Annotated in this window: 20 protein-coding genes and 1 pseudogene; 13 read left to right on the forward strand and 8 right to left on the reverse strand. The window is 73.5% G+C overall.

What is annotated here, in order from left to right; genetic code table 11:
- Window positions 1-191: 191 nt before the first annotated feature.
- Window positions 192-884, forward strand: a complete 693-nt coding sequence (locus ACFYQQ_RS14935; RefSeq protein WP_355791394.1) for a helix-turn-helix domain-containing protein — start codon at window positions 192-194, stop codon at window positions 882-884.
- Here the strand turns inward: ACFYQQ_RS14935 and ACFYQQ_RS14940 are convergent.
- Window positions 872-2374 carry a hypothetical protein gene (locus ACFYQQ_RS14940; RefSeq protein WP_356165859.1) on the reverse strand — a complete coding sequence of 501 codons (1503 nt, stop codon included), beginning with the start codon at window positions 2372-2374 and terminating at the stop codon, window positions 872-874. The genes ACFYQQ_RS14935 and ACFYQQ_RS14940 overlap by 13 nt on opposite strands.
- Window positions 2375-2542: 168 nt before the next feature.
- Between ACFYQQ_RS14940 and ACFYQQ_RS14945 the strand changes: the two genes are divergently transcribed.
- Complete coding sequence (locus tag ACFYQQ_RS14945; protein ID WP_355792731.1) at window positions 2543-3226, forward strand: DUF305 domain-containing protein; 684 nt, start codon at window positions 2543-2545, stop codon at window positions 3224-3226.
- 27 nt (window positions 3227-3253) lie between these two features.
- Here ACFYQQ_RS14945 and ACFYQQ_RS14950 read toward each other — a convergent pair whose 3' ends face one another.
- Complete coding sequence (locus ACFYQQ_RS14950; protein WP_355792734.1) at window positions 3254-3709, reverse strand: DUF6214 family protein; 456 nt, start codon at window positions 3707-3709, stop codon at window positions 3254-3256.
- A gap of 225 nt (window positions 3710-3934) precedes the next feature.
- Between ACFYQQ_RS14950 and ACFYQQ_RS14955 the strand changes: the two genes are divergently transcribed.
- Window positions 3935-5284, forward strand: coding sequence for an FAD-dependent oxidoreductase (locus tag ACFYQQ_RS14955; protein WP_356238498.1), 1350 nt, complete (start codon window positions 3935-3937; stop codon window positions 5282-5284).
- A gap of 258 nt (window positions 5285-5542) precedes the next feature.
- On the opposite strand, the gene ACFYQQ_RS14960 is transcribed toward ACFYQQ_RS14955, so the two are convergent.
- Window positions 5543-5902 carry a helix-turn-helix transcriptional regulator gene (locus ACFYQQ_RS14960; protein ID WP_355796058.1) on the reverse strand — a complete coding sequence of 120 codons (360 nt, stop codon included), beginning with the start codon at window positions 5900-5902 and terminating at the stop codon, window positions 5543-5545.
- Between the two features lie 163 nt (window positions 5903-6065).
- Here ACFYQQ_RS14960 and ACFYQQ_RS14965 point away from each other — a divergent pair, with 163 nt between their 5' ends.
- Together ACFYQQ_RS14965 and ACFYQQ_RS14970 are read left to right on the forward strand one after the other, a co-directional pair.
- The gene (locus ACFYQQ_RS14965; protein WP_388904708.1) at window positions 6066-7145 is read left to right on the forward strand and encodes an NADH:flavin oxidoreductase/NADH oxidase; all 1080 of its coding nucleotides are present in this window, start codon (window positions 6066-6068) and stop codon (window positions 7143-7145) included.
- 526 nt (window positions 7146-7671) lie between these two features.
- Window positions 7672-9727 (forward strand): annotated as a pseudogene (locus tag ACFYQQ_RS14970) (HEAT repeat domain-containing protein).
- A 54-nt stretch (window positions 9728-9781) separates the two neighbouring features.
- Here ACFYQQ_RS14970 and ACFYQQ_RS14975 read toward each other — a convergent pair.
- The gene (locus ACFYQQ_RS14975) at window positions 9782-10363 is read right to left on the reverse strand and encodes a hypothetical protein (protein WP_356165874.1); all 582 of its coding nucleotides are present in this window, start codon (window positions 10361-10363) and stop codon (window positions 9782-9784) included.
- A gap of 285 nt (window positions 10364-10648) precedes the next feature.
- Here ACFYQQ_RS14975 and ACFYQQ_RS14980 point away from each other — a divergent pair, with 285 nt between their 5' ends.
- The 4 genes from ACFYQQ_RS14980 (at window position 10649) to ACFYQQ_RS14995 (ending at window position 14968) form a co-directional block, all read left to right on the forward strand.
- Complete coding sequence (locus ACFYQQ_RS14980) at window positions 10649-11734, forward strand: exo-alpha-sialidase (protein ID WP_355790878.1); 1086 nt, start codon at window positions 10649-10651, stop codon at window positions 11732-11734.
- A gap of 462 nt (window positions 11735-12196) precedes the next feature.
- Complete coding sequence (locus tag ACFYQQ_RS14985; RefSeq protein ID WP_355790871.1) at window positions 12197-12874, forward strand: uracil-DNA glycosylase; 678 nt, start codon at window positions 12197-12199, stop codon at window positions 12872-12874.
- A gap of 53 nt (window positions 12875-12927) precedes the next feature.
- On the forward strand, window positions 12928-13866 hold the full coding sequence (locus tag ACFYQQ_RS14990) for a BadF/BadG/BcrA/BcrD ATPase family protein (RefSeq protein ID WP_355790874.1): 939 nt from the start codon (window positions 12928-12930) through the stop codon (window positions 13864-13866).
- Window positions 13867-14044: 178 nt separating this feature from the next.
- On the forward strand, window positions 14045-14968 hold the full coding sequence (locus ACFYQQ_RS14995; protein WP_388904711.1) for a sirohydrochlorin chelatase: 924 nt from the start codon (window positions 14045-14047) through the stop codon (window positions 14966-14968).
- A 137-nt stretch (window positions 14969-15105) separates the two neighbouring features.
- Here the strand turns inward: ACFYQQ_RS14995 and ACFYQQ_RS15000 are convergent, their stop codons facing one another.
- Complete coding sequence (locus tag ACFYQQ_RS15000) at window positions 15106-16146, reverse strand: lactonase family protein (RefSeq protein ID WP_356238507.1); 1041 nt, start codon at window positions 16144-16146, stop codon at window positions 15106-15108.
- A 1586-nt stretch (window positions 16147-17732) separates the two neighbouring features.
- Entirely contained in the window at window positions 17733-19220 is a 1488-nt protein-coding gene (locus ACFYQQ_RS15005) for an FUSC family protein (RefSeq protein ID WP_388904786.1), read from the reverse strand.
- Window positions 19221-19462: 242 nt separating this feature from the next.
- Between ACFYQQ_RS15005 and ACFYQQ_RS15010 the strand changes: the two genes are divergently transcribed.
- The 3 genes from ACFYQQ_RS15010 (at window position 19463) to ACFYQQ_RS15020 (ending at window position 21731) form a co-directional block, all read left to right on the forward strand.
- Complete coding sequence (locus tag ACFYQQ_RS15010; RefSeq protein ID WP_355794237.1) at window positions 19463-19939, forward strand: Lrp/AsnC family transcriptional regulator; 477 nt, start codon at window positions 19463-19465, stop codon at window positions 19937-19939.
- Window positions 19940-20084: 145 nt separating this feature from the next.
- Window positions 20085-20789 carry an HAD family hydrolase gene (locus ACFYQQ_RS15015; RefSeq protein WP_388904713.1) on the forward strand — a complete coding sequence of 235 codons (705 nt, stop codon included), beginning with the start codon at window positions 20085-20087 and terminating at the stop codon, window positions 20787-20789.
- Window positions 20790-21248: 459 nt separating this feature from the next.
- Window positions 21249-21731, forward strand: a complete 483-nt coding sequence (locus tag ACFYQQ_RS15020) for an STAS domain-containing protein (protein WP_355794577.1) — start codon at window positions 21249-21251, stop codon at window positions 21729-21731.
- A gap of 38 nt (window positions 21732-21769) precedes the next feature.
- Here ACFYQQ_RS15020 and ACFYQQ_RS15025 read toward each other — a convergent pair whose 3' ends face one another.
- A complete protein-coding gene (locus ACFYQQ_RS15025; protein WP_355794575.1) occupies window positions 21770-22402 on the reverse strand; it encodes a GNAT family N-acetyltransferase in 633 nt (210 codons plus the stop codon).
- An 87-nt stretch (window positions 22403-22489) separates the two neighbouring features.
- Window positions 22490-23152: a TetR/AcrR family transcriptional regulator gene (locus tag ACFYQQ_RS15030; protein WP_355791845.1), complete on the reverse strand. Its 663-nt coding sequence runs from the start codon at window positions 23150-23152 to the stop codon at window positions 22490-22492.
- Between the two features lie 74 nt (window positions 23153-23226).
- Here ACFYQQ_RS15030 and ACFYQQ_RS15035 point away from each other — a divergent pair, with 74 nt between their 5' ends.
- The gene (locus tag ACFYQQ_RS15035) at window positions 23227-26373 is read left to right on the forward strand and encodes a carboxyl transferase domain-containing protein (protein ID WP_388904716.1); all 3147 of its coding nucleotides are present in this window, start codon (window positions 23227-23229) and stop codon (window positions 26371-26373) included.
- Window positions 26374-26763: the final 390 nt, after the last annotated feature.

Here is a 26763-nt window from a genome sequence, read left to right on the forward strand (position 1 = left end):
GCCTCCTCGGCCCCCGTGCCCCACTGTAGGGACGGTTCACCGGCCGTGCGACAGCTGGCCTCGCACGTCCGTCCTGGACGATCCCCCGCGTCGCCCAGGACGGACGGCAGCCCGGAACGGACCCGCGAAGGGTCTTGGCCGGACGCGTTGAGTATAGTTGGCTGGCAGCCAGTCAACGCAGGAGTTACAGCATGTCCCCGCGCAGCGCCTCGGTCAATGAAGAGTTGCGGCGGCGTTCCCGGGAGCGGCTTCTGCAAGCGGCGGTCGAACTGGTCCGCGAGCGCGGCTACGACGCGACGACGCTCGGCGACATCGCGGACCGCGCGGGTTCAGCGCGGGGTCTGGTGTCGTACTACTTCCCCGGCAAGCGCCAGCTCCTGCAGTCGGCCGTGCACCGTCTGATGCACCGCACGCTGGAGGAGGCGCTGGAGCGGGAACCGCGCACCGAGGACGGCCGGGAGCGGATGGCCCGGGCGATCGACGCCATTCTGGGCCTCACCCAGGACCACCCCGTCCTCATGCGCCAGCACATGGCGGGGATCCTTCAGGCCGAGGGCTTCGTGCAGTGCCCGGAGCAGCAGCGGCTCGCCGAGCTCCTGCGGGAGACGGTCGCCCGGCACGGCTCACCGGACGCCGCCGCCGACTATCCGATGCTCAGGGCGCTGCTGATGGGCGCCGTGTTCGCGGCGCTGGTGCCGGGTGTCCCCATGCCGGTGCCGGTGCTGCGGGCCGAGCTGTTCAAGCGCTACGGCCTGGACCGCACGATGGGGATCCCGCCGGGTGCCGGGGCACCCGGCGGGACGGACGACGAGGACCTGTCACGGTTCTTCGCGACGGAGAGCCGCGACTCGTCGGGGCCGGGCCGCTCCGGTCAGTCGAAGTAGTCCGGCTGCGTCTGGACGTTGAGCTCATCCAGCCGGATCCGCTTCGCGGCGTCGGTGCGCTTGTCGCTGAGCTTCAGCACGTCGAAGCCCTTGGCGATGTCGTTCGAGTAGATGTAGCCGTTGTAGTAGTACGCCGACCATGCGCCGCCGGTCGCGAGCGTGGTGGTGGACAGCGGTCCGCGCTCGAAGTAGGCGATCTCCTTCGGGTTCGTGGAGTCCGTGAAGTCCCAGACGGAGACGCCGCCCTGGTACCAGGCCTGGACCATCAGGTCCTTGCCCTTGACCGGGATGAGCGAGCCGTTGTGGGCCACGCAGTTCTCCGTGTCGGCCTGGTGGCGCGGGATCTTGTAGTAGCCCTTGAAGACGAGCTTGCGGTGGTCGCCCCGGCCGACGATGTCGTAGATGCCGTCGGCGCCGCGGTTCGGGCCGATGGCCGCGTTGCAGGTGGGCGCGCCGCCGCCGCCGAGCTCGTCGGTGAAGACGACCTTGTTGGCCTTCTGGTTGAAGGTCGCCGAGTGCCAGAACGCGAAGTTCACGTTGTCCTGGACCTGGTCGATGACCTTCGGGTTCTCCGGGTCCTCGATGGAGAAGAGGATGCCGTCGCCCATGCAGGCGCCCGCCGCGAGGTCCTTGGAGGGCAGCACGGTGATGTCGTGGCAGCCGGTGGTCTTGGAGACGCCCGGGTTGGTGGGCGCGCCGGGGTTGCCGCCGCCGTCGGGGCCCTCACCGGGGAACAGGACGGGGAAGTTCACCACCGCGGCCTTCTCGGGGGCCTTGCGCGGCACCTTGATGACCGTGATGCCGTCGTGCGGCGGCTGGCAGTCGGGGAAGGACGCGTTGGGCGAGTACGAGGAGACGTAGATGTAGACGTTCCTGCGCTCGGGCACCAGCGTGTGCGTGTGCGAGCCGCAGGCGGTCTCGACGGCGGCGACGTACTTCGGGTTCGTCTTGTCGCTGATGTCGAAGACCTTCATGCCCTCCCACGAGGACTTCTCGGTCGCGGGCTGCGTGGTGCTGCTGCAGGAGTTGTCGCTGCGCGAGGAGTCGGTGGACAGGAAGAGCAGGTTCCCGGAGACGGAGATGTCGTTCTGCGAACCGGGGCAGAGCACCTGCGCGACCGTCTTGGGCGCCTTCGGGTCACTGATGTCGAAGATGCGGAAACCGTCGTAGTTGCCGGCGAACGCGTAGTGGCCCTGGAACGCCAGGTCCGAGTTGGTTCCGGCGAGGGTCTCCTTGGGGATGTTGACCAGGTGTTCGATGTTGTCGGAGTGGACGACCTCGTCCTGTCCGGGTATCTCACCGGCCGCTATGTCCGCCTTGACCTCGGCGGCCTCGCTCTTGGAGATCTTCTCCTGTGCGACGGGGCCGTCCCCGGGGTCGGGGGTGGCGGCCGCCGGACCGGCCGTGAGCAGCGCTGCCATGAGTCCTGCCGCGGCTGCGGCAACTCCCAGGCGTCTGCGCCGGGTTCGGGGATCGTTCAACAGGGTCACTGTGCCCTCCCTAGTCGCCGTTCGGGTTCGAACGGTGCACGGACCCCCGAAGTATCGTCTTCATCATGCACAGATCAACAGATGGCAACGGAGCCTTAATAAAAGTTTTTGATCACCGGCACCCCGATGCGTGCTAGGACGGTCCTCAGCACCGAGAGGTGTCCGTCAATGTCAGGGCCACAGGAGGTCGTTGTGCTCGTTCGCCGTACGTCCCGAGCGTGCCTGCTCACGGAGTCGCTCACGGTCGCCGCCGTACTCGCCCTCGCCGGCTGCGACTCCGGCTCCCCCGACGCGGACGCCAAGTCCCCCAAGGCGAACGGGCCTTCGGTGATCGCGCCCGGAAAACCCGGGGAGGCGGCCGAGACGCTCTCCGCCGAGGACGCCCGCAAGCAGAACTCCGGCGACGGCGCTCCCAACTCCGCGGACATCTCCTACGCGCGGATGATGATCGAACACCACAGCCAAGCCCTGGAGATGACCGAACTGGCCCCGAAGCGGGCGGCGTCGGGCAAGGTGCGGCTGCTCGCCGAGCGCATCACGGCGGCCCAGGGGCCGGAGATCGCGGTCATGAAGAGCTGGCTGAAAAAGCACGGCGGTTCGAAGGGGGGTACGGGCCACCACCACGAGGCCATGCCCGGGATGGCGACCGAGGCGCAGCTCGCGAAGCTGCGGGCGGCCCACGGGAAGTCCTTCGACGAACTCTTCCTGAAGCTGATGATCACCCATCACGACGGGGCGATCACGATGGCCACCGACGTGAAGGCGCAGGGCAACAACGTCCAGATCGAGGAGATGGCCGACGACGTGATCGCCCAGCAGACGAGCGAGATCAGCCGGATGCGCGACATGTGACGCGGCGGGTGGCGCCCACGGGCCCGCTCAGCGGCGGGCGTGGCGCGGGGTGAGGAATCCCGCGTCGCGGGCGCCCGCGATCAGGCGCAGCGAGCGCCGACGGCTGTGGCCGGTCGCGCACATGACGGCGAGGACGGGGTCCTTGCCGTCCTCCTGCGCCGCCCGGTACTCCTCCGCCACCAGGCGCCGCCCCTCGGTGCCGCGCGGCCAGGCGGGCCGGGCCCGGCGGGCCGGCGTCTGCGGGGACTCCGCGGACCCGCCGCCGCACGCCTCGAAGAGGGGGCCCTCGATCCACTCGGCGAGCACCGTCAGGTCGTCGAGCGAGAGCGGCGGGCAGGCCCGTACGTCCTCGACGGACACGCCCTCCGGGGAGACCACCGCGAGGACGTCGACCCCGGCGCCGTCACCGAAGCAGAGCCGGACGTCGAACCACGACGTCCGGTGCCCGTCCTCCCGCACCTGCCACGCGGGCCGCACGGACACCGCGCCATCCGGTCGTTCTCGATCAGAAAGATTAAGAAAGGATGCTTCCAGCACATACGCAACGTAACCGCATGATCACATTCAATGCGAATAGGCTCGCATGCCGACCGCCGGGACCGTACCCCGTCGGCGCAGCCCCGCACCCCTCCCGCCCGGCGCCGCCCGGTGCCATGCTGGAGGCACCAGCGATCTCCTCGCCGTTCGACGTCGGGAAGGAGTTCCGCCGTGCTGAATGTCGCCGTCGTCGGCTCGGGGCCCAGCGGGGTCTACACCGCCCAGAGCCTCCTCCAGCAGCGCCTGGTGCCCGAGGTGCGCGTGGACGTGCTCGACCGGCTGCCATGCCCGTACGGCCTGGTGAGGTACGGGGTGGCGCCCGACCACGAGAAGATCAAGTCCCTCCAGAACAATCTGCGTACGGTCCTGGAGGACGAGCGCGTCCGGTTCCTGGGCGGCGTCCAGGTGGGACCCGGTGGACTGCCGGCGGCCCGCCTGCGCGAGCTGTACCACGCGGTCGTGTACTGCGTGGGCGCCGCCACCGACCGCCATCTCGGCATCCCCGGCGAGGAGTTGCCCGGCAGCTGGTCGGCGACCGAGTTCGTGTCCTGGTACAGCGCCCACCCCGACTCCACCGCCGACGGCTTCGTGACCGGCGCACGCCGGGCCGTCGTCATCGGCGTGGGGAACGTCGCCGTCGACGTGACGCGGATGCTAGCCCGCAGCAGCACCGAACTCAGCCCCACGGACATGCCGCACGCGGCCCTCACCGCCCTGGCCGCCAGCGAGATCACCGAGATCCACATGGTGGGCCGCCGCGGCCCCTCGCAGGCCCGCTTCACCACCAAGGAACTGCGCGAGCTGGGCGCGATGCCCGACGTCGACGTGACGGTCGATCCGCGGGAGCTGGCCCTCGACCCCGGATACACCGACCCCTCGGCCCTGCCCGCCGCGAGCCGCCGCAACGTCGAGGTGATGCGGGCCTGGGCCGCGGCGCCGCCCGCGACGGGACGGCGCAGGATCGGGCTGCGCTTCTTCCTCCGCCCGGTCGAACTCCTCGCCGTGGACGGGCGCGTGGGCGCGGTGCGGTTCGAGCGGACGGTGCCGGACGGGCACGGCGGAGTCACGGGCACGGGGCGGTACGAGACCATCGAGGCGCAGTTGGTGCTGCGCTCGGTGGGCTATCGCGGCGTACCCCTCGAAGGGCTGCCGTTCGACGCCGTACGCGGCACGGTGCCGCATCTCGCGGGGCGCGTCCTGCGGGACGGCGCCGTCGCTCCGGGCGAGTACGTGGCGGGCTGGATCAAGCGCGGCCCGACGGGCGTCATCGGCACCAACCGGCCGTGCGCCAAGGAGACGGTGACCTCGCTGATCGAGGACGCCCCCGCCCTCGTACGACGGGACGTGCCCGGTGATCCGCTCGCGGCCCTGCGGGCGGCCGGGGTGTCGCCGGTGGAGTGGGCCGGGTGGCGGGCGATCGAGCGGGCGGAGGCGGAGCTGGGAGCCTCGCTCGGGCGGGGCGTCGTGAAGCTCCCCGACTGGACGTCGCTGCTGGCGGCGGCCCGGACGGAAGGGCCGTGACGGCGGCTGCCGTTCCCCTGGCGGGCGAACGCGCCCGGCGCTCCCCGCGGCCACCTCGGCGGGGCGGACGGTCAGGGGCCCGACCGTGACGGTCGGCCGGGACCACGTCGACCACCTGCCCGCGAGCGCGCGAACTGCCGCTCACTGACCAGGAGTTCACCGACCGCCGCTCACCGACCAGGAGTTCACCGAGGTGCTGAGCCTCGGCGATCCAACCACCCGCCGGGCACACCCCGTTGGATCGCAGGCACGGGCTCCTCAGACTCCTTGGAGCCGGTCCGCCTGTCGGGCCGCCGCTTCGAGGACGCTGTCGAGCAGTCCGGGGAACAGCGCGTCCAGGTCGTCCTTGCGCAGCCCGTTCATCTTCGCCGTACCTCGGTACACCTGCCGGATCACCCCGCTCTCGCGCAGCACCCGGAAGTGGTGCGTGGTCGTGGACTTCGTGACCGGCAGGTCGAAGCGCGAGCAGGACAGCTCACCTCCGTCGGCGGCGAGCTCGCGCACGACCTGGAGCCGCATCGGGTCGGAGAGGGCGTGCAGCACGCTCTCCAGCCGGATCTCCTCGTTGGCGGGGTGCGGAAGATCGCGGCTGCTGCCTGCGGGGGCGGCGGTCGTCACGGCGGCTCCAGTTCGTCGGGGCGGGCCGCACGTCCGGCGACGCACGCGGAGTCCGGTCCGCCGCTTCCCATTATACGAGAAGCCTCGTAGTTTGACATCCTCCGTACTACGAAGGCTATCGTACGAGACGTACCGCGGCCCCCCGCGACGAATGGAGTCCGACGTGAGCGCGCTCTTCGAGCCCTACACCCTGCGCGATCTGACCATCCCGAACCGGGTGTGGATGCCCCCGATGTGCCAGTACTCCGCGGCCCCCGCGGGACCTGACGCGGGCGTACCGAACGACTGGCACTTCTCCCACTACTCCGCCCGCGCGGCCGGCGGCACGGGCCTGATCATCGTCGAGGCGACCGCCGTCTCCCCCGAGGGCCGCATCAGCCCCTACGACCTCGGCATCTGGAACGACACGCAGGTCGAGGCGTTCCGCCGGATCACGCGTTTCCTCGTCTCGCAGGGCACGGTGCCCGGCATCCAGCTCGCGCACAGCGGGCGCAAGGCCTCCACCGAACGGCCCTGGAAGGGCGGGGCCCCGGTCGGTGCCGACGGGCACGGCTGGCAGCCGCTCGCGCCGAGCGCGCTCGCCTTCGACGAGCGGCACCCCGTACCCACCGAGCTGACCGTCGACGAGATCCACGGCATCACCGGCCAGTTCGTGGCCGCGGCCCGGCGTGCCCTGGAGGCCGGCTTCGAGATCGCCGAGATCCACGGCGCCCACGGCTACCTGATCAACGGGTTCCTCTCCCCGCACTCCAACCACCGCACCGACGCCTACGGCGGCTCGTACGAGAACCGCACCCGGTTCGCCCTGGAGGTCGTGGACGCCGTGCGGGAGGTGTGGCCGGACGACAAGCCGCTGTTCTTCCGCATCTCCGCCACCGACTGGCTCGATGACGGCGGCTGGACCGCGGACGACACCGTCCGCTTCGCCACGCAGCTCCACGAGCACGGCGTGGACCTCCTCGACGTGTCGACGGGCGGCAACGCCTCCGGAGTCCGCATTCCGGTCGGTCCCGGCTACCAGGTGCCCTTCGCCGCCCGCGTGAAGGCCGAGACGCCGATGCCCGTCGCGGCCGTGGGTCTGATCACGGACGTCGAGCAGGCCGAGAAGATCCTCGCCAACGAGGAGGCCGACGCCGTGCTGCTGGGCCGGGAGCTGCTGCGCAACCCGTCCTTCGCCCGGCTCGCGGCCCGCGAACTCGGCGCCGAGGTTCACGTGCCCGACCAGTACCACCGCTCCGTCTGACGGACCGACGCGGCGGGTGACCTCGGACCGCCGAGGTCACCCGCCGCGTCCGTGCCGCCGGTCCCGACGGCGCCCCGGTCCCGCACCCGCCCCACGGGTGTGCGCTCGTGCGTGTATCGGCCAACATCACGCCGTCCTGTGCGGCTCCTTTCGCGTGCCCGGTCGTCACCGCGCCGTGAACCCCCCTCGCCCCCAGACGGCACCTCGTCCGGCAGGCGTGCGACCTCCCGCATAGGCGCCTCACCAGCACGTCCACACTTCGCCACCGCCCTGCGACACCCTCGTGCAGCGGCTTGGCGGCCTCCTTCCCCGCCGTGGCGACGGGGTCGTGAAGCCGTCCTCGGTGTGTCTGCCTCGTGTCCACCGCCTGCCGCGACGCGCGTCGGGGTGCCGGGCGGGCCGCGGGGCGCCGCGCGACGACGGCTCGATCCCGATGCACCGGCCAACCGACTCGGCTTCCCGGACGTGACTGTCAGTGCTGTGGTGCACACTCTCGATCAATCGCCGACCGTCCGGGAGGGACGCCGTGTTCAGGGGGATCGACGAGGTCGACTGGGCCTCGATGGACCATGCGTACGGAAGCGCCGAGGACGTACCCGCACTGCTGCGCGGGCTGGCCTCCCCGCAGCCCGAGGAGCGCGAGAGGTCGCTCGACGGGATGTACGGGGCGGTGCACCACCAGGGCGACGTGTACGACTCGACGCTCGCCTGCATCCCCTTCCTCTTCGCGCTGATCGCCTCCGAGGACGTCCCGGACCGGGGCGGGCTCGTCGAGCTGCTGGCCAGCATCGGCGGCGGAACCGTGGATCCGCAGGACGGCGACGAGGAGTACGCCGCCTCCGACGACAACTGCGCGATGGCCCGCGCGGCTGTCAGGTCGGGCGCGGCCGTGTTCGCCTCGCTCGTCACGGACCGGGACCCGGAGGTGCGGCGGGCGGCGCCGACGGCCCTGGTCCGCTTCCTCGGCGAACCGGCGCGCGTACTCGACCTGTTGCGCGAGCGCCTCGCCGAGGAGACGGACGACCGGGTCCGCCTGGCGCTGGCCGAGGGGCTGGGGTTGTTCGCCCGGCTGTATCCCGCCTCCGCCTCCCCCGCCGTGGACTGCCTCGTGCGCATCGGTGCGGCGGCCGGCGAACCGGGGCTGCGACTCGCCGCACTCGGCCAGCTGGCGAGCTGCGCGCCCGAGCACCTGCCCGCCGATCTGGTGCCCACGGTCGTCGAGTTGCTGCGGGAGAGGTCGCGGCAGCTCCGAGCGCCGGACGAGCCCGAGCGGCCCGAGACGGACACACTCATCGGCCACCTCCGGCGACTGCGTCCGGCCGACGAGGAGGGCTCCCAGCTCCTGCGGACGCTGCACACCGCGCTCGGCGGGCGCGTCGGGGACCGGATCGCCCTGCTGGAAGGCCAGTTGACGAGCCCGGACGCCACCGACCGGTGCAACGCCGTATGGATGTCCGCCGGGCTGTTCCGCGAATGGCGGGCGTCCTTCGACGAACCGGTCACCCTCATCGGGGAACAACTCCGCGCGGACGACGAGCGGTTGCGCGACGCCGCGGTGTCCGTCCTGGAGGACCTCTTCATTCTGGCCGTCCCGGCCGCCGACCACCTCGCGGAGCTCGCCGCGGCCCGTCCCGAATCCCGGGTGCGGCACTGGGAGCGGGGCGCGCCCTCCCTCGGCGGACCTCTCAAAGCCCTGGCCAGGACGGGCGATCCACGGGCCGTCCCCCTCCTGGCCGAGGTGCTGGAACTGCCCGAGGTACCCAAGGACATCGGATACGTGATCCCGTACGCGGGGCCGGCCGCCACCGCCCTGGCCCCCCCTGTTGCGGGCCCGGCTCGCCGACGTTCCCGTCGACTCCCCCGAGACGTACGATCGCGCGGCGCCGCTGCTCACGGCGCTGGCCGCCCTCGGAGACGGCGCCGCCGCACCGGACGTACTGCGGCTGGTGCACCTGGCACCGGGCGGCCTGCGCAACAGGGACCCGCTCCTGGCAGGTGCCGCCCACGCCCTGGGCGAGCTCGGGAACCCGGACGCGATACCGGCGCTGCGTACGCTGCTGCACACCGACTGCGCGGTGACCGCGGCGGCGTCCCTCTGGTCGCTGGAGCGGGACCCCGATGCCGTACTCCCGGTGCTGACAGGGGAGTTGACCAGTGAGCGGGCCCACAGACGACGGGCGGCGGCCGAGGCGCTGGGCCGCCTGGGCAGGCCGGCCCGCTCCGCCTCGTCCGCCCTGCTTCGCATGCTCGGTTCCGACGACGTGTGGGAGCGGACGACCGCGGCCTGCGCGCTGTGGCGGGTCACCGGAGACGCGGAGGCAGTCCTCCCGGTGTTCCGCGCGGCATGGCTGGAGAACGCGTACACACGCGGCACCATCGCGAGCTGCCTCGCCGAACTGGGCTCGGCCGGAGCGCCCTTGCACGACCTCCCGCACGCCGAACTCACCAACCCGCGACGGCACAGGGCACGCTCCGGGGGCTTCGGCAGCCACGACATCCTGGAGGACGAACAGCTGCTGCGGGCCTGTCGGGAGGCGGTGGAGGACGGACGACAGGGAGCTCGCCAGGACGGCGGCGCTTGAGGCTGCCGGTGGGCACGGACTCGCCGGGGAGGGTCCCGACCGGGGCCGTCGTGCTCAGCTAGTCTTGCGGCCCCACAGCGGCCCGAAGCGTGCCCACTCCTCGTCCCACTGGGCCATCCGGCGCCGCTCCAGCCGGCCCCGGACCAGCTGCCCGGAGGCGAACGGCACCGCCGCCGCGCCCACCCCGGCCAGGGTGCCGACCAGCGACGCGCGCAGCCGCGCCTGCGCCGCGGAGACGGGCTGGGCGACCAGGCGGCCACCCCGGTCGATCCACACCGTGACGGGGGTGCCCGCCGCGCTGCCGGACTCGACCCGAGCCTGCCCGGCGTGCGCCGAGCCGTTCGCCCTCCAGCGGACGTCCGCCCACACCCGGTCGGCGCCGGAGGAGCTCGCGGCGGTCTTGATCCGCGGCGCGTCCTCGGTGACCGTCGCCGTGACGGGCCGCCACTCCACGCGCTCGCGGGCGAGGCCGTTCTCGACGGACCGCGCCACGGCCAGCCCCGTGAACACCCCGCACAGCACCGTGACGACCGAGGCGACGAGCAGGATCCAGGCCTCCAGCGTGTCACTGGGCCGGCGCAGCGGGTTGCGCCGCCAGCGCCACAACCACACCTTCGGACCACGGAATGCCGTCATCGGGGCATCCTCCTCATGGAGTCAGGGACATGACGGACCGCCGTCCCATACGGGTGCCGTCTCGTCGATGCTCATACAGATGCTCCAACTCCCGGACCTCATGCCTGCCTCCGCCCCTGTATCGCGGACACGTCGGCCCGAGCGGACCGGCGGGCGTCTCCACGAGTGCCTCGCGCCCCTCGACACCACGTTCCGACCTGCGGTGATGCCCGTCCAGAGGTGACTGTCAGTGCCGGGGTGCAGACTGACCGGTGCTGGGACAACGACGTCGCGGAGGTGGTCGGCATGGCCGACGTACTGCTCACGGTAGGTACACGGAAGGGTCTCTTCGTCGGACGCCGCCGGGGCGGCGTCTGGGAGTTCGACGAGAGTCCCTACTTCAACGCACAGGCCGTCTACTCGATCGCCATCGACACCCGCGGGCCGACGCCCAGGCTGCTGGCCGGAGGGGACAGCGCGCACTGGGGCCCGTCCGTCTTCCACTCCGACGACCTCGGCCGCTCGTGGACCGAGCCCGCCCAGCCGGCCGTCAAGTTCCCCAAGGACACCGGGGCTTCGCTGGAGCGGGTCTGGCAGCTGCACCCCGCGGCCGCCGAGCCGGACGTGGTCTACGCGGGCACGGAACCGGCCGCGCTGTACCGCTCCGAGGACCGGGGGGAGACCTTCGAGCTCGTACGTCCGCTGTGGGAGCACCCGACCCGATCGAAGTGGGTGCCGGGAGGCGGCGGTGAAGGACTGCACACCATCCTCACGGACGCGCGCGACCCGCAGGCCGTGACGGTCGCCGTCTCCACGGCGGGGGTGTTCCGCACGACCGACGGCCGCGCGAGCTGGGAGCCGTCCAACTCCGGTGTCTCGGCGGTGTTCCTGCCGGATCCGAACCCGGAGTTCGGCCAGTGCGTGCACAAGGTGGCGCGGGACGCGGCGAATCCCGACCGGTTGTACCTGCAGAACCACTGGGGTGTTTACAGAAGCGACGACGCGGGATCGCACTGGGCGGACATCGGCGCGGGGCTGCCGTCGACGTTCGGGTTCGCGGTGGCCGCCCATCCGCACCGTGGGGACACGGCGTACGTCTTCCCGATCAACGCCGACGCGGACCGGGTCCCTGCGGACCGGCGTTGCCGGGTCTTCCGCACGGCGGACGCGGGCAAGAACTGGGAGCCCCTGGTGGCCGGCCTCCCCGACGGGGACCACTACGGCACGGTACTGCGCGACGCCCTGTGCACCGACGACGCGGACCCGGCGGGTGTGTACTTCGGCAATCGCAACGGCGAGGTGTTCGCCTCCTCCGACGACGGCGACAGCTGGCAGCAGTTGGCGGCGCATCTGCCGGACGTGCTGTGTGTCCGGGCGGCGGTGGTGGACTGAGCTGCCGCCGGCCCGCCCTCCCGGACGGTGCCCGCGGCTGTGCATCCCGTCCGGCGGTGTACCGGTGCGCCGGGATGGTCGGCACGCGGGCGCGGAGAGGCGGGGGGGACGTGGGCGTGGGCGCGGGGAGACGGGAGGGGCGGGACGTGGACGGGGTCGCGGAGGGATGTGCGGGCCGGGACGTGGGCGGCGGTCACGGAAGGCGGGACGGTCAGGACCTGGGCAGGGGGCACGGAGAGACGGGGGAAGGCCGGGATGTGGGCGGGGGGCGCGGCGGGGCGGCCGGGATGCGGGCGGGGTCATGAAGAGGCGGGTGGGCGGACCGGTTCCGCGCGCTCGTCGTGCGGTCTCGCGACCCGTCTCGCCGTCCGGCGGTCGGCTTCGGTCGTCTCCGGTCGTCCTGCGGCCGTCCCACGGTGACCGGTTGATCGCCGCCGCCTGTACGGCAGTAGGGTGACGCCCGTGGCACCACGACCGTTGCATGAAATCGTCGAAGCGGGCTGGGCGAAGGCCCTGGAACCCGTCGCCGGGCGGATCGCCGAGATGGGTGACTTCCTGCGCGCGGAGATCGCCTCGGGACGCACCTACCTCCCGGCGGGACCGAACGTCCTGCGCGCCTTCCAGCAGCCCTTCGGCGAGGTCCGCGTCCTCATCGTCGGGCAGGACCCCTATCCCACTCCGGGACACGCGGTGGGGCTGTCCTTCTCGGTCGCGCCGGAGGTACGGCCGCTGCCCGGCAGTCTGATCAACATCTTCCGTGAACTCACCACCGACCTCGGGGTCCCGCAGCCGTCGAACGGCGACCTCACGCCCTGGACGCAGCAGGGAGTCCTGCTCCTCAACAGGGCGCTCACCACGGCGCCCCGGAGTCCCGCGGCCCACCGGGGCAAGGGCTGGGAGGAGGTCACCGAACAGGCGATACGCGCGCTGACGGCCCGTGGACGGCCGCTGGTGTCGATCCTGTGGGGCCGGGACGCCCGCAATCTGCGTCCGCTCCTAGGGGACCTCCCCTCGATCGAGTCCGCGCATCCCTCCCCCATGTCCGCGGACCGCGGCTTCTTCGGCTCGCGCCCCTTCAGCCGCGCCAACGACCTCCTGAGCCGGCAGGGCGCGCAGCCCGTGGACTGGCGACTGCCGTGAGCCGCCCCGGCCCCGTGTCCGGAGTGCTGGCCGTGGATTCGGGCGGCTCCGGGATGCGGGCCGTGCTCGGTGCCCCGGCCGACGCCGGCACCGGCTTGCCGGGACCGCTGACGTCCGCGGAACCGGTGCGCACCGGCCCGCGAGGCATCGACGCGGATCACCTGCTGGAGCAACTGCTGCCGATGGCGCGGCGGCTGATGGCGGACTCCGGCGTCGCGGAGCTGGGGGCGGTCGCCCTCGGCGCGGCGGGGTTCGCCACCCTGGGGGACGATCTGCGGGCCCGGCTGCCGTCCGCCCTGGAACGTGAACTGGGCGTGCGGCGCGTGGTGTTGGCGGCCGACGCCGTCACCGCGTACACGGGAGCGCTCGGCCGACGGCCGGGCGCGGTGATCGCCGCCGGCACGGGCATGATCGCCGTCGGGACGGACCTGAAGAGCTGGCGCCGGGCGGACGGCTGGGGTCATCTGCTGGGCGACTGCGGGGGCGGAGCCTGGATCGGGCGGGCCGGACTGGAGGCCGCGCTGCGAGCCTTCGACGGTCGGCGCGGAGGTTCGGCGACGCTGCTGGCACGCGTCGAGGAACGGTTCGGGCCGGTGCCGGAGCTGCCGGGCAGGCTGTACTCGCGAACCGACCGGCCCGCGGTGCTGGCCTCCTTCGCTCCCGAGGTGGCGTCGGCCGCGGGCGCCGATCCGGTGGCGGCGGAGATCCTGCGGGCGGCGGCCCGGCACATGGCCGAGTCCGCAGCCGCGGTCTGCCCGGAGACGGAGGAGGCGCAAGTCGCGCTCACCGGCGGCCTGTTCAAGATGGGGGACCCGCTCCTCGTACCGCTGCGGGAGGAGCTGGCGGCGCAACTGCCGCACGCCCGCCCGGTACCGGCCGCGGGGGACCCCCTGCACGGCGCCATGATCATCGCGATCGACCTCGTCCGCGGCGACCTCGCGCTCGCGCCGGACGAGCGTCTGCTGCACGTGGTGTCCGAGACGGCCGGTTGACGCTCTTCGCCCGATGTGCGAGGTCTGGATTCCGTGGTGGTTGTGGCGGCCTCGTCAAGACGGGCCGTAGTGATCATTTCTGATCTGTACGTAACTCATGCGACAAAAGCGGACGGATACCGCTCACCTGCACCCTCCCCGAACAGGGGAGCCCAGGAAGCCAGTAACATGCGGCGCCATGAGCTCCCCCACTGGGCCCGCGTCCGGCCTGCCAGTACGAATGCCGCGACCCCGCCAGCCCGGGCGGCACCGCCGCCCGGAACCGCTGGCGGCTCCCGAGGGCGCGCCCGCGCTCGTCCTCGCGCTGCCGGGCACTCCCAGTGCCGCCACGCGCAGCCTCGCCGAGGAGGTCGTGAGCATCGCCCGCTCCGAGCTCCCCGGCCTCGACGCCCGGATCGGGTACCTGGACGGCGACGACGCCGAGTTCCCCACCCTGCAGTCCGTTCTCGGCCGTGCCGCCGAGGAGCGCACGGCCCGATTCGAGCAGGCGCGCGCCGCCGGGGCGGACGTGGCCGAGCCCGACGGCCCGGTGGCCGTCGTGGTGCCGCTGCTCGCGGGCCCCGACAACGCGCTGCTGCGCCGCATCCGCCAGGCCGTCATGGAGAGCCGCGTCGCGGCCGACCTGACCGACGTGCTCGGCCCGCACCCGCTGCTCGCCGAGGCGCTGCACGTGCGCCTGTCCGAGGCTGGTCTGGCGCGCGCCGACCGTGCCCGGCTGTTCACCGTGGCGACCGCGGCGGACGGCATCATCCTCGCGTCGGTGGGCGGCGAGGAGGCCGTGCAGGCGGCCGGGATCACCGGCATGCTGCTGGCCGCCCGTCTCGCGGTGCCGGTCATGGCCGCGGCGCTCGACGAGGAGGGCTCCATCGCGGCGATCGCCGAGCAGCTGCGCTCCTCCGGTTCCCAGCAGCTGGCGCTCGCGCCGTACCTGATCGGCCCCGAGCTGGACCCGGGGCTGCTCGACGCGGCCGCCAAGGAGGCGGGCTGCTCCGCCGCCGAGGCGCTCGGCCCGTACCCGGCGATCGGCAAGCTCGCCCTGGCCAAGTACACGACTGCGCTGGGCATCGCTCCACAGCAGCCGCAGGGCGCGCCGGCCCGCTAGAGCTGTCCGGCCGGTCCAGCGGACTCGCGCGACCGCCGGCAGGAGTCACCCGCACATCGGACGCCGAAAGGGCCCGTTTCCACGAAACGGGCCCTTCGCCGTGCGCCGGGCCGGGCGGCCGACCGGGAGAGGGCGGGTCAGCCGAACACCACGCAGGACGCCGCGGGCGCCTCGATCGAGCCGCTCTTGCGGAGCATCCCGGTGGCGGGGTCGACCGCGAACCAGGTCACGTCCCCGGAGCGCTCGTTGGCGACGTACAGGAAGCGCCCCGAGGGGTGCAGGGCGATCGCCCGCGGCCAGGTGCCGCCGCACGGCACCGTGGCGACCAGGCGCAGTTCCTCCCCGTCGAGCGCGAGCACGGAGAGGACGTTTTCGCCCCGGGTGGCGATCCAGACGAACCGCCCGTCGGGCGAGACGGCGATGCCGGACGGGAACGCGTCGCCGTCCGGGGAGCTGGGCAGCACGGAGGTCTCGCCGAAGGGCCGCAGCGTGCCCTCGGCGGCGTCCCAGCGGCAGACGGTGACGGTGGGCGCGAGTTCGTTCACGACGTAGGCGTGCTCGCCGCGCGGGTGGAAGGCCAGGTGGCGGGGTCCGGAGCCGGGCCGAAGCGCCGTCTCGCGGTGCAGGGCGAGGGTTCCGCCGTCCAGCGCGCACACCCGCACCGAGTCCGTGCCGAGGTCCACGCTCACGGCCCAGCGGCCGCTGGGGTCGGGCTGCACCTGGTGGGCGTGCGGTCCCTGCTGGCGCGGGGTGTGGGGGCCGGAGCCGGTGTGCGTGAACACGCCGGAGGGGGCGTCGGCGAGCCTCCCGTCGGCGCGGACGGGTACGGCGGTGACGCTGCCCGAACCGTAGTTGGCGGTCAGGACGTGGCCGTCGAGGAGACTGAGGTAGGTGGGTCCGCTGCCGCCGACCGGCACGGGCGGCCCGGTGAGTTCGGGTTTGTCGCCCGTCACGCGGAAGGCGGCCACCGCGCCGTCGGAGGTCTCGCTGACGGTGTAGAGCGTGCCGCCGTCGGGTGACAGGGCGAGGTACGACGGATCGGGTACGCCGTCCACGGCGCTCAGAACCGTCAGCGTGCCGCTCTGTTCGTCCATGGCCGCGGTGAGGACACCGTGGCCACCCGCCGCCGTGAACGACCCGATGAACGCCCGTGGTTGCCGCCTGACGCCGTCTGTCACTGCCGTCCCCTCTCGCCTTCTGCGCTGTCCGGGGCGACGGTAGCAGCAGGGGTCCATCGGTCTAGACCAAGCTGGGGCCAGCCGTCCGAGGCCCCCTGCGACGACGGCCGGAAGCGCCTGCGCTCGGCCGCCGGGCCGCCGGGTGGTCCGGCCGCAAGGGGGATCCCGCACGCGGGGGCCGGCGGAGCGACCGCGCGTCCGGCGGAGAGGCCGACGGCGACTGAGGTCGGGCGGGCGAGAGGCCGGCGGAGCGACTGCGCGTACGGCGAGCGCGACCGACCGCCGCTCCCGGGGCACCGGCCCCGCTCCGTGACCCGTGCGCCGGTCGCCGGTCGCCGGTCGCCGGTCAGGGCGTACGCCGCCGGAGCCGACCGAGCCGCCGGCCGAGGAATCACCCGGTGGGTGAGCAGCGACGGGGATCGCGCGGGCGAGGGTGGCGGCGACCGCGCGTCCGGCGACCGCGCCCGACCGGCCGTTCCCGGCACCCGTGTCACCTGCCCCCGGCCCCCGGCCCAGCGAGCCCTACGCCGTACGCCGGTCCCCGTCCACCGCCTGGGGCGTCCGGCGACGGAGAGGACCAAGCGTCCCGCCGAGGGGGCCCGGCTGGGTCAGCGGCGACAGGGATTTCGCGTGCGCGGGTTGGCGGAGCGACCGTGCGTCCGGCTGAAGGGCCGCCGGGTAGCTACGGGAATCGCGCGGGCGAGCGCTGGCGGCGGCGACCGCGCCCGACCGCCGTTCCCGGCAGCCGTGTCACCGGCCCCCGCCCAGCGAGCCGTACGCCGTACGCCGGTCCTCGTCCACCGCCTGGGGCGTCCCGCGACGGAGACGTCCGGGCGTCCGGCCGAGGGGCCCCGGCTGGGTCAGCGGTGGGGATCCCGCGCGCGAGGGTTGGCTGAGCGACCGCGTGTCCGGCCGAAGGGCCGCCGGGTAGCTCTGTGGCTACGGGGATCGCGCGGGCGAGGGTCGGCGGAGCAGCCGCGCGTCCGGCCAGCGCCACCGACCGACGTTCCCGAGGCACCAGTCCCGCTCCGTGAGCCGTACGCCGGTCGCCGTACACGGTTAGGGCGAATGCCGACGGAGTCAACCGCACGTCCAGCCGAGGGGCCCCGGCTGGGTCAGCGGCGGGGGTCCCGCGCGCAAGGGCCGACGCAGGCGTCCGGCGACTGCGACCGACCGTCGTCCCCGAGGCACCCGCCACGCCCCACGAGCCGAACGCCAGTCCACGTCCACGGTCAGGGCGTACGCCGACCGAGGCGCCACGCGTCCGGCCGAGGGGCCGCCCGACAAGGTCGGCGGCGACGGAGATCCCGCTGCGAGCGCCGGCGGCGGCGACCGAGCGTCCGGCGACTGCGACCGACCGCCGTTCCCGGCGCCCCTGGCACCGGTCCCCCGCCCCCCGAGCTGAACGTCGGTCGCCGATCGCCGTCCACGGCCAGGGCGTACGGCGGCCGGAGGTGTTCGTACGGCGGTGTCCGCCGGCTCGCGCCTCGCCGTGCCTGCGCGCCTCGGCGGGCCGCGGAACGGCCGGAGGTGTCAGGACGGCCGTTCCGCCGGTCGCGCGCCCCGGCGGGCCGTCGAGCGGCCTCTCAGGCGCCGAGGAGCCGCGAACCCCGCAGCGGTCCCGCCAGGGCCGCGAGCGCTCGCTCCAGGCCGTGCAGGTGGGCCAGGGCCTGCTCGGCGCCCGGGTGGTGGCCCGGCGCTGCCGGATGGACCGGCACGGCGCCCTCGGGCACGGCGCCGACCAGTGTCGCCATCGCCGCCTCGACGCGCCCGCAGGCGGCGCTCAGGCGCGCGTCGTGCGAGGCGTCCGGGTCGGCGGCGACGGCGGCGAGCCCCCGCGCCTCGCGGGCGCAGTCGTCGAGCAGCGCGAGGATCTCGCGGGCCCGCGCCTTCCGCACCCGCAGCGGATTGAGCGGATGGACCAGCGGCGCGAGGGCCGCCCGCACCCGCCCCAGGAGGGCTTCGAGCTCCGCGACCCGGGGCGCGGGGTCCGCGGCGGCGTCACCGGCCAGCCGTCGCGCCGCCGTCGCGGTGCAGGCGTGCACCGCGTGCAGGGCGCGTTCCACCCAGCGGTCGGTGACCGCGTGCGTGGTGATCGGCAGGATCAGCGCGACGGCGAGCGCGGCGCCGAGGGCCCCGACACCGGTCTCGGCGAACCGCAGGGCCAGCAGTCCCGGGTGCAGGACACCGAGGAGCCCGTACAGCAGGCCGGCCATGACGGTGACGAAGAACATCATCCAGCTGTACGAGGGCGCCGCCGTGTAGAAGATGCCGAAGACGCAGACGGCCACGAGTGCCGCGGTGGGCGCCGGGGCGCCGTCCAGGGGGACGGCGATCAGCAGCCCGGCGCCGATGCCGGTGACCGTGCCGACGACGCGCCGGAAGCCGCGCACCAGGGTCTCGCCGCGCGACGCCGTGTTCACGAAGATCCACCAGGCGGTGCCGACGGCCCAGTACCAGCGCTCGTGCGAGAGGACCGGTCCGGCGGCGACGGCGAAGGCGCAGGCGGCGGTCGCCTGGAAGGCCTGGCGGGTGGCCGGGCGGTCGAGGCCCCGCCCGTCCAGCGGTGCGGGCGCGGGAGGCGACGGGGTGCGCCGTTCGATGCACCACGCGCCGAAGCGGACCGCCGAGGAGGCGGCCAGGGACAGCGCGACGGCGGCGTACAGCTGCGGCAGCTGGCCGGGCAGGGCGTGCAGGAACTGCGTGGTGAAGAACATCATGAACGCGAAGATCCCGAGCGCGTGGCCGCGCGGTCCCCAGCGGCGGGCGTACACGCCGCAGAAGACCACCGCGAGCCAGGTCGCGTCGCGCAGCGCGGGCACCCCGTGCAGCGCCGTCGCGACCGCCAGGACGGGGAAGCCGACGACGGGCAGCAGGGCGGTGGTGACCGCCTGGCCGCGCACTGTCGCGTCTCCCACGGTGAACAGCGCGAGGAGTGCCGCGAGCCCGCCCGTGATCGAGGCCGGCAGCGACAGTCCCGCCAGTTCCGACACGGTCACGGCGAGGCCGATGCCGAGCACCGCCCGCAGCGAGACCCGCAGCCGGAACAGTCCCGGATCCGGAGCCCTGAACATCTTCTTCACGTGCGGCAGCCGCCCCCACTTCTCGTCGACACAGCCGTCGGGGATTCCCCTCGGGACATGGGAATGGCGCCGCGGGCACGGATCCGGCTTCATTGCCTGTCCTGCGCTGCGCGGCGCCATCGATAGGCCCTAGGAAAGCATCAGGACGGCATTGGCTCAACCGGCTCACCGTTCACAGGGCCATTGGTACAGTCGGCTGGGATCACCCGTGACACCAGGAAGGCCAACGGACCATGGCCGTGGACGAACTCGACACCCGCATCCTGCGGCTGCTCCTTGAACAGCCGCGCACCAGCGTGCGGGAGTACGCGCGCATCCTGGGCGTCGCCCGTGGCACGCTCCAGGCCCGCCTCGACCGGCTGGAGCGCGACGGCGTGATCACCGGCACGGCCCCCGCGCTGTCCCCCGCCGCGCTCGGCCACCCCGTGCTCGCCTTCGTGCACGTCGAGGTGACGCAGGGCAATCTCGACGACGTGGGGGACGCGCTGGCCGCCGTCCCGGAGATCGTCGAGGCGTTCTCGATCACGGGCGGCGGTGATCTGCTGACCCGGGTGGTGGCGCGGGACAACGCGCACCTGGAGGACGTCATCCAGTCCCTGATCAGCCTGCCGGGCGTCGTCCGGACGCGTACCGAGGTGGTGCTGCGCGAGCGCGTCCCCCACCGGTTGCTGCCGCTGGTCGAGTCGATGGGCCGGGCGGCGAGGAGCTGACCCCGCGAGCCGGGCGCCCGCCCGCTCTCCCGGCCTCGGCGCACGGCTCCGCGCTCCCGGCTCCGCCACACGGTCCCGCACTCCCGGCTCCACGCACACGCCCCGGCCGCGCCACGACAAGAACGCTCTTGGCATCCTGGAGGCCATGAGCACTCTCGCCGGCACCGCGGTCGTCTTCGACCTCGACGGAACGCTCGTGGACAGCGAGCCCAACTACTTCGAGGCGGGCCGGCGGACGCTCGCCGGACACGGCGTCACGGACTTCACCTGGGCGGACCACGAGCGGTACGTCGGGATCAGTACCCGGGAGACACTGCGGATCTGGAAGGAGCGCTACGGCCTCGAAGCCCCCCTCGACGTCCTGCTCGCGGACAAGAACGGCCGCTATCTGGAGCTGGCTCGCGCCGCCACGCACGTGTATCCCGAGATGCGGAGGTTCGTGGAACTGCTCGCCCACGACGGCGTCCCGATGGCCGTGGCGTCGGGTTCCTCGCCGGAGGCCATCGAGGCGATCCTCGCGGGCACGGGCCTGGACCAGTGGCTGACCACCGTCGTCTCGGCCGAGGAGGTGGCACACGGCAAGCCCGCCCCCGACATCTTCCTGGAGGCGGCCCGCCGGCTGGGGGTGGCCCCCGCCGACTGCGTGGTCCTGGAGGACGCGGCCCCCGGCGCCGCCGCCGCGCACGCGGCGGGCATGCGCTGCGTAGCCGTCCCCTACCTCGCCGCCCAGGCCGACGACCCGGCGTTCGCGACCGCCGCGCTGCTGCTGCGCGGCGGCCAGGCCGAGTTCACCGCGCGAGCGGCCCACGACTGGCTCCTCCGCTCCGCCCGTTCGTCCCGAACTCCCTGATCGTGCCCTACTCCTGACGGTCCGACAAAAAGGGCTGCCAGACTCTCCGATGGCCCGCGAAACCCCCCTGGACCGCGGCCGGAATCGGCGATCCTGTCCGGTTCGCGTGCACACCGCGCTAAGGTCCACATCCAGGCCGTGTGACAGGCACCGGCCTGTGCGGGACCGTGCGACGTAGGGGACTTGGCAGCGCGCGGGACGCACGCGGGCCCGGTGCGGCGACGGTGCGCGCGAGGGGTCGAGGGCGGACGGGAACCGCCCGAGGGGCCCTGGCATCCGGAATGCGGGGCACACGCACCCGTACGGGTGACGCTCGGGCGGCATCCGGACCGCGGGGCGGCCCAGCGTGGTCGGCCTGAGGAGAAGCGTCCGGGCCGCCCGCCGGACCCGGACGAGCACGGACGTGCAGGGGAGCTCTGGTAGTAGTGGCTCACCGCACGAGGGCTGGATGGAGGTGCGATGTCCACACAGACCCACCGTCTGACCATCACCGAGATCACCAGTTGCGACGACTGCGCGGTCCTGCGGGTCAGCGGCGAACTCGACCAGAGTTGTGAGGGGCTCTTCCTGGGCACGCTCGGCGCCAGCGTGGACGCGGGGCACCGGCATCTGGTGCTGGACGTGACCGCGCTCGTCTTCTGCGACTCGCGGGGGCTGAACAGCCTGCTGGCCGTCCGCTGGCTGCTGGAGCGCAGGCAGGGCAAACTCCTGCTGGCCGGAGCGGGGCGCCGGTTGTCCGAACTGCTGGCACAGACCGGCAGTTCGGACCTGCTGCCCAACCGGCTGACGGTCGGTCAGGCCCTGCTGGAGTTGCCCGCGGAGCACCGGCCCGTCTGGCCGCCGGCGCCTCCCAGGCCGGAGGACCACGCCGTGCACGGCCGCGCCGAGGCTCCGCACCTCCCTCCGTCACGGCAGCGGCCTCCGGACAGCGGCGGTGAGTGACGGCCCACGGGGGCGACCGGGGCACCGGTAGCGGGCGCTCACAGCCGGTCGAGTCGTCCCGTCGTACGCCCGAGGTAGGTGACCGGGCCGGGGTCCGGCACGTCGATCTCGTGGAAGCCCAGCCGGTCGTAGAAGGCCCTGGCCCGCGTGTTGGCCGTGACCATCACCAGGTGGACGGCCGGCACCCCCTTCTCCCCCAGGGCCGCCAGCAGCGTCCTCATCAGCTCACGCCCGTGGCCGCGGCCCTGCCATGCGGGGAGCAGGTCGATGTGCAGGTGGGCCGGATACGCGGCCACCTCGGGGACGACCATCCGCTCGGGGTCGTGCAGCAGCGCGACGATCGCCTCGTCCGCGTTCGCGGGCTGTCCGGACGGCCGCGGATAGCGATCTGCGACCCGGGGCAGCCACTTCGCGCGGAAGACCTCGGCGAAACGGGCGGTGTCCGCGGCGCCGACGACATAGCCCACCGCCTGTCCCCGCCCGTCGTCCAGCACGAAGGCCAGCTCCGGCTCCAGCTCGACGTACGGGAGGGCGAAGGTGGTGGGGAAGATCCCGGGATCCTCGTAATGGGGCCTGCTGTCACCGCCGTTGTGGGCGGTGAGCACGCAGATGTCCTCGACGGCCGCCCGGTCCTGCGGGCGGTACGGACGTACGACGGGAGTTGAAGTCACCCCAGCATCCTGCAGAGTTGGGAGCGCTCCCACAACCGCCTTTCACCGACGTCCTTCCCGGCGGAGACTCCGGGCCCGGTCAGGGGCTCAAGTGCCCTGTCCGGCATGCTCCTTCACGCCTGGAACCACTCCGAGCAGGTGCAGGTACATGGCCGTGACGTCGCGGACCGCGTCGTCGTGGGCGCCGGGGTCCGCCGCGGTCAGGCGGGCGAACTCGACGCACATGCCGCCGACCGCGCGGGCGACGGAGAGCGGTTCGGCGACCGGCGCGGCCCTGCCCTCGGCGGCCACACGGCGGATGTAGCGGGCGTGGCGGTGCACGGGCCGCTCGCAGATCTCCTGCCACAACTCGCGCACCCCCGGGTCGGTGCGGGCCTGCTGCGCCAGCAGTCCGAGCAGGGGCAGATGGCGGGCGTAGGCGGCGATGAAGGCGGCGACGGACGCCTCGGCGACGGCGCGCAGGTCGTCGGTGCCGACGTCCGGCACGTCCTGTGCGGCGAGGAAGGCGTCCCGGACCCGTGCCGCGAGGACGCGGAAGATCTCCTCCTTGGACGCGAAGTACACGTAGAAGCCGGCGCGCGAGACCTCGGCCTCGGCGGTGATGTCGCCCACCGTGGCGGCGCCGTGGCCGAGCCGCGCGAAGACGGTCTCGGCGGCGTCCAGGAGCCTGCCGCGGGCCGGGGCGTCGCTGCGGTCACGGGCGGTGCGGGTCGCCCAGGTCCGCCGCCCAGCCTGTTCGTCGCCTGTCACGCCGCGAGCATATTGACGTTGACGTCAATGTCAATGAGCATGGCCGCGCCGACCACGGTTTCCCGGAGGGGCTCATGGGTTCTGCCGCCGTACTCGTCGCCAACCGCGGGGAGATCGCCGTACGTGTCCTGCGCGCCGCCGCCGAGGCGGGGCTGCGCACCGTCGCGGTGTACGCCCCGGACGACGACCTGCACGTCCGCCACGCCGACGAGGCGGTGCCGCTCGGCGGGTCCGGCTACCTGGACGCGGACGCCGTGCTGGCCGCGGCGCGGGGCTGCGACTTCCTGCACCCGGGGTACGGATTCCTCAGCGAGGACGCCGAGTTCGCGGCCCGGTGCCTGGCGAGCGGAGTCCGTTTCGTCGGCCCCTCCCCCGAGGTGCTGGCGCTCTTCGGCGACAAGGCCCGCGCACGCGCGCTCGCCGTGGAGCAGGGGGTGCCGGTGCTGGAGGGGACCCGCGGCGGCACGAGCCTGGAGGAGGCGCGGGAGTTCCTCGCGGGCGGCCCGGTCATGGTGAAGGCGGTGGGCGGAGGCGGCGGCCGCGGGATGCGGGTGGTGCGCTCACCCGGAGAGCTGGCAGAGGCGTGGGAGCGCTGCCGTTCGGAGGCCCAACAGGGTTTTGGCAGGGCCGAGTTGTACGTGGAGCGACTGCTGGAGGGTGCCCGGCACATCGAGGTGCAGGTCGTCGGCGACGCGGCCGGCGCCGTCACCCATCTGTGGGACCGGGACTGCAGCGCCCAGCGCCGCCACCAGAAGCTGATCGAGATCGCGCCGGCTCCCGGACTGCCGCCGCGGGTGCGCGACGCGCTGCTGTCCTGCGCCCTGCGGATGGCCCGGGCGACCGGCTACACCGGACTGGGTACCTTCGAATTCCTGGTCCGCGGTGAGGAGTTCCGCTTCATCGAGGCCAACCCCCGTCTCCAGGTGGAGCACACGGTCACCGAGGAGGTGACCGGGGTCGACCTGGTCGCCGTCCAGCTGCGCCTGGCCGCGGGCGAGACGCTGGAGGCGCTCGGGCTGGCGGGAGAGCCCCGGGCACCGCGCGGCCACGCCGTGCAGGCGCGGGTGAACGCCGAGGTGACGACGGCGGACGGCACCGTACGGCCGTCGGCGGGCCGGCTCGCGCGCTTCGACGTGCCGACCGGGCCCGGGGTCCGGGTCGACACCGCCGCGCGGGCCGGCGCCGAAGTGGGGGTCCGCTACGACTCGTTGCTGGCCAAGGTGATCGTGTCGTCGCCGCACGGGGTCGCCGCCGCCTGCGAGCGGGCCCGGCGGGCGCTGGACGAGTTCACGGTCGAGGGCGTGCGGACGGGGATCCCGCTGCTGCGCGCGGTCCTGGACCGGCCGGAGTTCTGGGCGCACACCGGCTTCGTCGAGCAGCACCTGGCCGAGCTGGTCCCTGAGGACGCCGCCCCGGCATCCGTCGAGGGGACCGCCGTCGCCCCCATGAGCGGCACGGTCGTGGCCGTCGACGTGTCCCCGGGCGACCGGGTCGCGGCGGGCGGGCAACTGGTCGTGCTGGAGGCCATGAAGATGGAGCACGTCGTCCGGGCGACGGCCCCCGGGGTCGTCCGTGCCGTGCACGCGCGCGTCGGCGACACGGTGCGGGAAGGGCGGCCCCTGGTCGAGCTGGACGAGGCGAGCGACGCGTCCGCCGGGGCCGGGGCGGTAGAGGCGGTCGACCTGGACGCCGTACGGGCCGATCTGGCCGAGGCGCGCGGCCGCCACGCCTTCGGACTGGACGAGCACCGGCCGGACGCCGTCGCCAGGCGCCGGGCGCTCGGGCGCCGTACCGCCCGCGAGAACATCGAGGACCTCTGCGACACGGGCAGCTTCACGGAGTTCGGCGCCCTGGCGATCGCTGCGCAGCGCGGGCGGCGCTCGCTGGACGACCTGATCCGCTCCACTCCGGCCGACGGCATGGTCACCGGCACCGGGCGGGTCGACGGAGCGCCCTGCGTGGTGATGTCGTACGACTACACGGTCCTCGCGGGCACCCAGGGGCACCAGAACCACCGCAAGACCGACCGCATGCTGGGCATCGCGCAGGAGCGGCGGCTGCCCGTGGTGCTGTTCGCCGAGGGCGGGGGTGGCCGGCCCGGTGACACGGACACCACCGCCGTCGCCGGCCTGAACGTCACGACGTTCCACCGGATGGGCCGCCTCAGCGGCACGGTCCCGCTGGTCGGCATCGCCTCGGGGCGGTGCTTCGCGGGCAACGCGGCCCTGCTCGGCTGCTGCGACGTCGTGATCGCCACGCCGGAGGCCACCATCGGCATGGGCGGTCCCGCGATGATCGAGGGCGGCGGCCTCGGGGTCTACCGGCCCGAGGAGGTCGGACCGCTGTCGGTGCAGGAGCCCAACGGGGTCGTCGACATCGCCGTGTCCGACGAGGCGGAGGCGGTCCGCGTGGCCCGCCGCTACCTCGGGTACTTCCAGGGCGTGACGGAGGACTGGGAGGCGCCGGACCGCAGGCTGCTGCGCCATGTCGTGCCGGAGAACCGCCGACGCGCCTACGACGTGCGGGCGGCCGTGACGGCGCTCGCGGACACCGGTTCGGTGCTGGAGCTGCGGCCGGCCTTCGGCGTGGGCGTACTGACCTCGCTCGTCCGGATCGAGGGCCGTCCCGTGGGACTCCTCGCGAGCAACCCGGCCCATCTGGGCGGCGCCGTCGACCGGGACGCGGCGGACAAGGCCGCCCGCTTCCTCCAGCTCTGCGACGCGTTCGGCCTCCCGGTCGTCTCGCTCTGCGACACCCCCGGTTTCATGGTCGGCCCGGACGCCGAACGGACCGCGACGGTACGGCATTTCGCGCGCCTCTTCGTGACGGGCGCGAACCTGCGCGTGCCACTCGTCTGCCTCGTCCTGCGCAAGGCGTACGGGCTCGGCGCGATGGCCATGATGGGCGGTTCCACCCGCGCCCCGCTGGCCACCGCCGCCTGGCCGAGCGGAGAGTTCGGGGGCATGGGCCTGGAGGGCGCGGTCCGGCTCGGCTACCGCAAGGAACTGGAGGCGATCGAGGACCCCGAGGAGCGCGCCCGCGCCTTCGAGGCACGCGTCGCCGAACTCTACGAGCACGGCAAGGCGGTCAACGCGGCCGCCGCGCTGGAGATCGACGCGGTGATCGACCCGGCGGACTCCCGGGAGTGGATCCTCGCGGCCCTCGACGGCCACGAGCAGGCCCGCCCCGGGGAGGGCCGGGGTTTCGTCGACACGTGGTGAGGCCGCCGGCGGGGAGGCGGAGCCGCGTAGGTGCGGTGAGGCCGCCGGGAGTCCTCCGGTGACGAGCTGACCGGAGTCGGAGTGCCGCTGACGAGCAGCGAAGCAGGCGCCAAGTAGACGGCGCACGCACTCGTCGGCACGCCTGCCGCCGTGGCCTGGGTTGCGAAAGGCGAGGCGTGGAGATCGTCACCTGGTGACCATCAGGTGACCGCTGCCCGCCGGGCGATTTGTCGGATCCCAGGGAACGATGGGAGAGCGTCACCACGAGCGCCCAGCCGCCGACATCGCGCGGAGCATCCGAATCGCAACGGCGCAGGGCCGCAACTGACTGATCACTTCCGCCCGGAGTCCCAGCTCCGCCCTCACATCCCCGGCGGACGAACAGAGCAA

This window comes from Streptomyces sp. NPDC005496 (genome assembly GCF_042872045.1).
Lineage (GTDB): Bacteria > Actinomycetota > Actinomycetes > Streptomycetales > Streptomycetaceae > Streptomyces.

Bases quoted from the DNA above. Each gene is read 5' to 3' on its own strand.
- ACFYQQ_RS14935 (WP_355791394.1), top strand. From the start codon at position 192: ATGTCCCCGCGCAGCGCCTCGGTCAATGAAGAGTTGCGGCGGCGTTCC.
- ACFYQQ_RS14945 (WP_355792731.1), top strand. From the start codon at position 2,543: ATGTCAGGGCCACAGGAGGTCGTTGTGCTCGTTCGCCGTACGTCCCGA.
- ACFYQQ_RS14975 (WP_356165874.1), bottom strand. From the start codon at position 10,363: ATGACGGCATTCCGTGGTCCGAAGGTGTGGTTGTGGCGCTGGCGGCGC.
- ACFYQQ_RS14980 (WP_355790878.1), top strand. From the start codon at position 10,649: ATGGCCGACGTACTGCTCACGGTAGGTACACGGAAGGGTCTCTTCGTC.
- ACFYQQ_RS14990 (WP_355790874.1), top strand. From the start codon at position 12,928: ATGCGGGCCGTGCTCGGTGCCCCGGCCGACGCCGGCACCGGCTTGCCG.
- ACFYQQ_RS14995 (WP_388904711.1), top strand. From the start codon at position 14,045: ATGAGCTCCCCCACTGGGCCCGCGTCCGGCCTGCCAGTACGAATGCCG.
- ACFYQQ_RS15005 (WP_388904786.1), bottom strand. From the start codon at position 19,220: ATGTTCAGGGCTCCGGATCCGGGACTGTTCCGGCTGCGGGTCTCGCTG.
- ACFYQQ_RS15010 (WP_355794237.1), top strand. From the start codon at position 19,463: ATGGCCGTGGACGAACTCGACACCCGCATCCTGCGGCTGCTCCTTGAA.
- ACFYQQ_RS15015 (WP_388904713.1), top strand. From the start codon at position 20,085: ATGAGCACTCTCGCCGGCACCGCGGTCGTCTTCGACCTCGACGGAACG.
- ACFYQQ_RS15020 (WP_355794577.1), top strand. From the start codon at position 21,249: ATGTCCACACAGACCCACCGTCTGACCATCACCGAGATCACCAGTTGC.
- ACFYQQ_RS15035 (WP_388904716.1), top strand. From the start codon at position 23,227: ATGGGTTCTGCCGCCGTACTCGTCGCCAACCGCGGGGAGATCGCCGTA.